This window comes from Streptomyces sp. W16, from assembly GCF_033194735.1.
In the GTDB taxonomy this organism is placed as follows: domain Bacteria; phylum Actinomycetota; class Actinomycetes; order Streptomycetales; family Streptomycetaceae; genus Streptomyces.
Genome location: NZ_JAWOAI010000494.1, coordinates 1 through 7155, shown reverse-complemented (window position 1 = coordinate 7155; position 7155 = coordinate 1). Strand labels below are relative to the sequence as shown.

Genomic DNA, 7155 nt, shown 5'->3' with positions numbered 1-7155 from the left:
TTCACCCCACGCCGGAACCGTCCCGGCGATCCGCGCCGCATAGGCGGTGGCAAGATCCCTGCCGAAAGGCCCCACCGACCAGCCGTCACCCGCGATGTGATGCACCAACAGCACCAGAACGTGCTCGTCCGGCCCGGTGGCGAAACCGTGCGCACGCAACGGAATCTCGGACGCGAGGTCGAAAACATACCCGGCCGCCCGGACCACGAGCTCGGTCACCCGCTCCTCGTCGGTGTCCGTCCAGACGAACGGCAGCGTGATCCCACCAGCAGGCAGGATCCGCTGGACCGGCTCACCATCGACGACCGGAAAGACCGTCCGCAGACTCTCGTGCCGGCCCACCACATCACCCAGCGCCGCCACCAGCGCCCGCCGGTCCAACGACCCCGACAGACGCAGCACCAACGGCATGTTGTACACCGCGCCCGGCCCCAACTGACCGATGATCCACAACCGCTGCTGCGCAAACGACAACGGAATCATGCAGGCTACCTCGCTGTTTCCGACCGCTACCAGTCGCGATCCGCAGCCGATGACTCAGGCGCCGAAATCACCAGCCAGGCGTCGGGCCACAGCGGGATCGGGAGCCGTTATGTCGGCAGAATCAATTGGCAAAAGAGAAAGCGGAGTTGCATCGACTTGGCGAGGCTAACAGGAGGCACTCGCCAGGGTGAATGAGTCCCGGGCACCACTCGACGGAGCCCGGGAGAGCTGTCTCGCCGGCGAGACAGGAAAAGCTGCTTCACCTGTCCGAACGGTGGAATTCCAGGCCTTCGAACTCCCCACTGCCCCGCCATTCCTGAAGGTGCTGGAAGAAGCCCAGTCCGTCGGGGAACTCGTGCTCGTCCCAAAGGGAATGCGGACCGAGATCCATTCCCTCGTTGTTGGAGTAGCCGGGGGTGCATTCCGTGCCCAGGAAAGTACGCCACTCCGGATCGATCCCCACGTTGCCCATCCAGGCGTCCTCCGCCTGCCGGGTGACTTCGACGACGTCGGCCTCCGTACTGACCGCGTGTGCGACGACGGCCGCTACGGTCTTGGCCGCCTCGGACAGGTTGTGCGTGAGGTTGGAGAACCGCGTCCCGCCCGTGAGCGGCTGAACGAGGAACGCGTTGGGGAACCCGTGCACGTGGAGACCGTGCATCGTGCGCATGCCGTCGGCCCAGTACTCCGACAGCCGCCTGCCGTCCCTGCCGACGGGGTCGAATCCGGCGCGCCGGGTGGGCGCGGTGCCGACCTCGAACCCCGACGCATAGATGATGCAGTCCACCTCGTACTCGGTGCCGTCCACTACGACACCTTGCGGAGTGATCCGCTCGACGCCTTTGCCGTCCGTGTCGACGAGACGGACCGTCGGCACGTTGTAGGCGTCCAGGTACTCGTCGTGGAAGGTCATGCGCTTGCACGGAAGGTGGTACCAGGGCTTGAGGAGTTCCGCGGTCCGTGGGTCCTCGACCGTTTCATCCACCCGGGCGTGGAGCCGGCCCATCTTCTCCATGTCCGCGTAGTACTCGCCGCCGATCTCCTCGGACGTGTCCGAGTCAGGCTGCGAGCCCTCTTCGGCGTTGCGCCACATGCTGGCCATGGCGGTCCAGCCGTCGTTGATCAGGTCCTCGGCCGGCTGCTCCTTCGCCGTCATGTTGGCCGCGTAGTTGTCCAGCCAGCGCTGCTGCCATCCCGGCGTGGCCATCTGCGCGAACCACTCCGGGTCGATCGGCCGGTTGTTGCGGACCTCGATCACGGAAGGCGTGCGCTGGAACACGAGCAGTTCCCGGCACGCGGTGGCCAGGTGAGGGACGCACTGCACCGCGGAGGCGCCGGTGCCGATGACAGCCACCCGCTTGTCCCGCAGATTGCCCAACGGTCCGCCGACCGGATCGCCGGTGTAGGCGTAGTCCCATCGGCTCGTGTGGAAGGCACGGCCCGCGAAGGTCTCGATGCCCGGGATGCCGGGGAGCTTCGGCGTGGACAGATGGCCGAGCCCCAGGCTCACGAACCGGGCGGTGAACTCGTCACCGAGGTCGGTCCGCACGGTCCACAGCCGGGTGGTCTCGTCCCACTCCAAGCCGGTGACCCGGGTATGGAAGAGCGCGTTCTCGTACAACCCGTACTGCTTGCCGATGCGCTGGCAGTGCTCCAGGATCTCCGGGCCGTGCACGTACCACTCGGTGGGCACGTAGCCGGTCTCCTCCAGCAACGGCAGATAGATCATGGACGCGATGTCGCACTGAGCGCCCGGGTACCGGTTCCAGTACCAGGTTCCGCCGAAGTCGCCGCCGCTGTCCACGATCCTGATGTCGGTGACCCCCGCCTCCTTGAGATGGGCACCCGTCATCACGCCGGCGAACCCCCCGCCGATGAACGCGACCGTGACGTGGTCGCGGTACGGCTCGCGCTCGATGCGATCGGTGAAGGGATCCTCGGCCATGTGCGCGAACCCACCACTCAGGGGCAGGTATTGGTCGATGCCGTCCGGCCGCAGTCTCTTGACCCGCTCGGCGGCGTTTTTCGCAATATGCTCCGACACCTTGCGCCTGGACATAAAAGGGCTCTCCTCCGGTGCTCAATGGGGCGCGGGTCTGCCTCGCCGGCGAGGCAGACCCCATATCAGCTGGGTATGGGACCGAGGCCTAGCGGGCCGAAACTTCCCTGTGATAGAGGACGCCTTCACTCCACACCAGGTCGAGCTGGCCCCACTCCATTGCCGAGGCAACATCGGGGAAGAAGCCGAAACCGTTGTAGTTCGCGCTCGTATTGCAAAGGACCGGAAGCCCGCTGCACTTGTAGTACTCGCGAAGAATGGCGTGCAGGTTCGGGTCGTCGCGCTCGTTGACGGTCTGCAGCCGTGCCGAGCCGTCCAGGTGCATGATCGCCGGAACGCGATCGACCCATTCGGGGCGGACCCAGTGCTCGAAGAGCATGTGAGGGTCGGGCGTACCCGGTTCGAAGACGACGGCAGCGTGCTCCTCGAGACAGATCGGCGCGACGGGTCGGTAGTGCTCCCTGCGCTTCATGTCGTTCAGGAGCTTCTTCATCGACGCGTCGGTGGCGGGGGCGATGATGCTGCGTCCGCCGAGCGCCCGGGGCCCGAGTTCCGCACGGCCGTGGAGCACGACCGCGGGCTTGCCCGTGGTGTGGAGCGTCCGGGCGAGCTCCTCCGGTGTGCACGGCGACACGCTCCACCCCTGCGGCACGTCGTTCGTCGGCTCCAGCTCCGGTCCGAGCCGGGTGCCCCATTCGATCGGCCGGAGGCCGTCGCCGTCGGCCGCGGCAAGGCAGGCCGTGCCGATCGCGACACCGGAGTCGTCGGGAAACGGAGGAACCCACATGGCCTTGATCATCGGGTGGGCGCGCAGGGCGCTGTTCCACTTGATGTTCAGCGCGCAGCCGCCCGCGAAACAGAGGTTCCACCGGTCACCGCCCTTCCACGCCCGGATCTTCGCGGTCACGCGCTCCAGCAACAGCTCCTCTAGGAACACGTGGACGCTGGCCAGGACATCCTCGTCGGGCAGGCCGAGGCCGGCCGTGCGAAGGTGTACTGCCCTGAGGTATTCGTGCACGTAGGCGTGCGATTTCTCACCGGTGCTGCCGCAGCCGATGATGTCCTGGCGGTACGTGCGGACCCGGGGCGAGTCCGCGTCGAAATACTCGAAGAACTCCTCACGGAAGATCTGCTTGATCTCTTCCCGCGCCGTGCCGAGAGCGATGTACGCCATCATCTTTCCGGCGACGGAGAGGTCATCGACATGGGTCGACTTGTTCTGGCGCTTGAACGGTCCCCAGTACTGCGAGGTCATGGAGTACGTGTGGCCGATGAGCGGAAACGCCTCGCCACCCGGCTCGATACGCCCCTGAGCGTCGACGCAGTAGAGACGGGGGAAGCAACCGCCGTCCCACACCAGGACCATCGACGGCTCGCCGCGACGGGCGAACGGGCTGGTGCAGTAGGCCGATGCGAGGTGGCCGGCCACGTGGACGTAGCTGTCGTAGTCCATCGGCTGTCCACCGATGACCAGTCGACCACGGTGGCCCGGCAGGCCCGGGTCGGGCACCTTCGCCGTCTCCCGGTAGGGAGCCACGACGAGTTCGGTCGGGGTGCCCCCGCTGAGCAGCTTGACGCGCCCCTCCACCGCGCCGTCCCAGCCGTCCACCGCCCACTTGCCGATGTCTCCGAGCTGGTATCCGAACTTGGACATGATCGTGACCAGGTCGTCGATCTCGTCCACGTTGCTGTAGCGGGCACCGTTGGCGATCTTCTGCATCTCGATGTTGAACTCGAGACGGTCGTCGTTGAGCAGCGCGATGCCGCCGCTCTGAGTCAGCTTCAGGCCGGTAGTGATCATGGATTCACGTCTTTCCTGTGTCCGGTGACTCGGAGTGGTTCGGGTCGGGGCCGTGACGGCCTCAGTGGTCTTCGTGGTCCAGCTCGGCCAGCGGCCGCTCGCCGTCGGTGACCAGGGCGCCTAGCAGGGTCCGGTAGAACTGCGGGATCCGCTCGCCGAGATCGGCGTCGAGGACGTCGGTCGCGATCTCGAAGTCGCACCGGAATCCGTCCGAGCCGTCCATGACGTAGAGCGCCAGGGGGTGACCGGTGTGGGTGATCGGCAACGGGTCGGCTTCCGACACCGTGAGCCCGTCCAGGGGAGGCGGCGCAACCTGGCGGTAGAACGAGATCGACGTGGTGAACAGTTCGCTGCGCAGGCCCTCTCCGCGCGGAGCGAACTCCGTGAGCAGGTCCGCGAACGGGTAGTCCTGGCTCTCGAGCCCGGTCACCAGTTGCTCCAGGACCTCGGCCACATAGTCGACGGCCAGGACGTCCGCCGACAGGCGCAGGCGCAGCGGGAGCAGGTTGGAGCAGTACCCGACCACCTGGTCCAGCTCCTGCGGGCGCCTGGCGGACGCGACCGGTACGACGACATCGTCCTGCCCCGTCAGCCGGTGCAGCAACATCCCCCAGGCCGCGACCAGATAGGCGAACACCGTGACGCCCTCGGTACGGGAGGCGTCGCGCATGCGATCGCAGAACTCGGCGTCGAGAAGGATGCTGTGCCGGACCGCGGGGTGGGGGAAACCGGCCGGTCGCCCCGACGTCGGCAGTTCCGGCGTCGGTGCCTCCTTGAGGAGGGAGCGCCAGTAGTCGCGGTGGTCCGCGGCCGAGGGGCCGGCGCCGACCCGCTCGTGCCAGGCGAGGTAGTCCCGGAACTGCGGAGCCGGCGGCAGCTGCGGAGTCCTGCCCCGGCAGTGGGCGTTGTACAGCGCGACGAGGTCGTCGAACAGGACGCTGAGGGACCAGCCGTCCACTGCCGCGTGGTGCACCGCTATCTGCAGCAGATGCCGTTGCGGGCCGACCCGCGCCACCGCGGCGCGGAACACCGGACCGCCGACCAGGTCGAGCGGCCGCTCCGCCGCCCAGGCCCGCAGGACGTGTTCGAGGTCGTCCCCGTCCGCGCAGGTGTACTCGGTCAGCACATCGGCCGGCGCCGTCTCCACCGCGGGACGGACGACGAGCGTGTCGCCGTCCGCGCCGAGCGTGGTCCGCAGGGACTCGTGGCGGGCGACCAGGCCCTGCACGGCGGTGCGCAGCGCGGCGAGGTCGAGCCGCCCATCGAGCCAGTACCCGAGGGACGTCTGATAGGCGGGCACCCCGTCCTCGTCGAGAACCGCCAACTGCCGCTGGGCGAGAGTGCTGCGCAGCGGCGCCGAACGTGGCCCGGACTCGGCCGGGCCCGTCCGCACGCCGTCGATCATGCCGTTGGCCCGCAGCTCGGCGACGGACTCGCGCACCGCGGTGCGGATGTGGTCGAGGTCGGCAGGCTCGTGCGCGGTGGACAGGAAGAAGTTGCGCAGTTCCCAGACGAACACCCCGCGGTCGAGCAGGTTGGCATAGAACGGGTCCATGTTCACCTCGTGCTCGAATCGGAAGAGCGAGGAGAACCGGCGGACCTCGATCGGCATGTCGAGCTCGCGGAAATCGGCGTTCAGCTGGTCCACGAACGTCTCGGTCTTGCGGTCGAGGTCCCGCTGCAGGGCGGGCCCCTCGGCGCGGAGATGGTCGAGGACCGCCTTCGCCGCCACCATGGTCAGCGGATGCTGGTTGAACGTACCGGCGAAGAAGGTGGATTCCACCGTCGGGCGGGAGTCGTCGCCGAAGTTCCAGACGCCGCCGTCGATGACGTCCATGATCCCGCCGCGTCCGGCGATCACGCCGAGTGGCATGCCGCCTCCGATCACCTTGCCGTAAGTGACCAGGTCGGCCTCGATGCCGTACAGACCCTGGACACCGGCCGGATGGCAGCGGAAGCCCGTCACCATCTCGTCGAAGATGAGTTTCGCGCCGTGCGCCCGGGTGAGTTCCCGCAGCCTGCGCAGGAAGTCGGGGTTCTGCACGCCGGGAGTGCGGAGGGTCACCGGCTCGGTCATGACAGCCGCGAGCTGTGAGCCGTGCCGGGCGATGAAGTCGAGTGCCTCGTCCGTGCCGAACTCGAGTACGTGCACGTTCTCCACCGCGCCCGCCGGGATGCCGGGCGTGATCGGCCTGGTGCGGAACACGCCGTTCTCGTGGGACGGCGCGGCGAGCACGCTGTCGGAGTGACCGTGGTACGCGGTGGAGAAGACCACGACCTGGTCGCGGCCTGTCGCCGCCCGCGCGATGCGGAGCGCCGTCATGACCGCCTCGGTGCCGCTGTTGAGGAAGGCGACCCGCTCCATGCCGGTGAGTTCGAGCAGGGCGGCGGCGACATCCTCGACGACCTGGGTGCGCGGCCCGAGGCCGAAGCCGAGCTCCATGCGCTCACGCATCGCCGACATGACGACCGGCGGATTGTGCCCGAGGAGATGGACGCCGTATCCCAGGGTGAGGTCGACGTACTCGTGGCCGTCGATGTCCCACAGGCGCGCGCCCTGGCCGCGCTCGGCGACGATCGGGTACAGCATCTCCTTGGTCGAGGGCCGGAAGCCGATGGCGGAGCGGCTGTCGGCCACCATCGGCCGGAACCGCTGGGCGAACTCCTTCGAACCTTTCGTCCGGGTGCCGAAACGGTCGGCCAGCGTCCTCAGATAGCGGGTGCGCTGCGCCGTCTCTGCGAGGCCGGGCGCGTTGCCACGCGCGCCGGGGGCCAGCGGAACCGCCGACCCGGCCGGAGCTCGCCGCACGGC

The 7155-nt window shown here is 68.0% G+C and carries 4 protein-coding genes; all 4 read right to left on the bottom strand.

Translation table 11 applies throughout. The annotated features are described in order from the left end of the window. The coding region (locus R6V09_RS41540) for a condensation domain-containing protein (protein WP_317886671.1) at positions 1-483 on the bottom strand (483 nt) is incomplete at its 3' end. Between the two features lie 259 nt (positions 484-742). After that, complete coding sequence (locus R6V09_RS41535) at positions 743-2542, bottom strand: flavin-containing monooxygenase (RefSeq protein ID WP_317886670.1); 1800 nt, start codon at positions 2540-2542, stop codon at positions 743-745. Between the two features lie 88 nt (positions 2543-2630). Next, the gene (locus R6V09_RS41530) at positions 2631-4343 is read right to left on the bottom strand and encodes a carbamoyltransferase N-terminal domain-containing protein (protein WP_317886669.1); all 1713 of its coding nucleotides are present in this window, start codon (positions 4341-4343) and stop codon (positions 2631-2633) included. 61 nt (positions 4344-4404) lie between these two features. Further along, on the bottom strand, positions 4405-7155 hold a 2751-nt coding region (locus tag R6V09_RS41525; RefSeq protein ID WP_317886668.1), incomplete at its 5' end, for an aminotransferase class III-fold pyridoxal phosphate-dependent enzyme.

Coding starts and splice junctions, on each gene's coding strand:
- R6V09_RS41535 (WP_317886670.1), bottom strand. CDS start 2,542: ATGTCCAGGCGCAAGGTGTCGGAGCATATTGCGAAAAACGCCGCCGAG.
- R6V09_RS41530 (WP_317886669.1), bottom strand. CDS start 4,343: ATGATCACTACCGGCCTGAAGCTGACTCAGAGCGGCGGCATCGCGCTG.